This is a genomic window from Pedobacter sp. 10L46_2 (genome assembly GCF_056395165.1).
Map to the genome: position 1 here is coordinate 1 of NZ_JBFTIZ010000549.1, position 1,114 is coordinate 1,114.

General features: G+C 35.9%; 1 protein-coding gene. It reads right to left on the minus strand.

Translation table 11 applies throughout. The features are described from left to right. On the minus strand, positions 1–1,002 hold a 1,002-nt coding region (locus AC1DDX_RS27710; protein WP_477623073.1), incomplete at its 3' end, for a glycoside hydrolase family 36 N-terminal domain-containing protein. Positions 1,003–1,114 lie beyond the last annotated feature (112 nt).

The window sequence follows — 1,114 nt, forward strand, 5'->3', positions numbered from 1 at the left end:
ATCTTGAATAAGGTGATTCAATTTCTCATCGTTAAAATCGAAATATGTAGTTTCCCAGTTATTCAACAACGTTGATCGCTCGCCCATACCTTCCAGTAACTGGTAATTTCTTGCCCAGTTTTGCAGGTTTCTGCTCGCAATGCCTTTTCCATTTGCCGAATAGGTATAAACAAAACGGGGGGTTATAAATTCTTCTCCTGGTTTTAGCGTGTAATTCCCAGAAAAGTTATTGATTCCAGCAGTTAGCCTTAAGTAATATTCATCAAAAGTCTCAAAATCCAGCCTGAAGTTTCCTGTCCATTCCAATGAGCCAGCAACAACTTCTCCTAAATCTTCTGTGGCCGGCTGATCAATAGAAATCATGAAAGAAGAGGAGTTTAGCAGGTTATTTCTGGTTCCAAGTTTCGAATCAATTGTTTTTATTCCATGCAAAAGCTGTTGTTCCTCAGAGCGCATTTCACGGCCCCAACCGCTATAGTGGTTTTTTAGAAAGAATTTCTTACCACTAAGGGTAAGATTTGCTGAGGCATATTTATTTAAAACAACATCCCCTTTTTCCTTGTGTACAATTTGTACCCATTGTTCTATTACATCTTCATTAAAGTAAGATAAATAGTGTAAGCTAACCTCAAAATTGTATTTTGCATCTTTGAGTACAATACTGGTCAGTTTTCTATTTTGATCGATCTGCTTTTCTTCGACTCTGGAAAATGTAAGTTCGGTAGATTTGTTTCCATCAGCATGGGTTACTGTTAAGGCAGGTTCCAATAAATTCAAAGAACCCGAGGCAATGTATGCTTCGCGTTTGTTAAAGAGGTCGTCAGAACCAGGTTTGTATTTATCCAGAGATTGAATGCTGGAATACTCTGCAGTGTTCTTTAGCTTTTTGCCGATGTAACTCAAAAGCAATGAATTGTCCTTATCCGTTTCCAAAACAAGTACATTGTTTTTTGTAGTGATCTCAAATGTTTTCTGAGCAAAGTTACTTTGTCCTATGGTCATAAATATTAAGAAAAGTTTTAAAGATTTTTTGAATATCATTTTTTGTCTAAGTAAAACAATTTAGTCTGCATGTTTTTCATTTCYGGTAAAAGTTTAACAGAAAATACATACC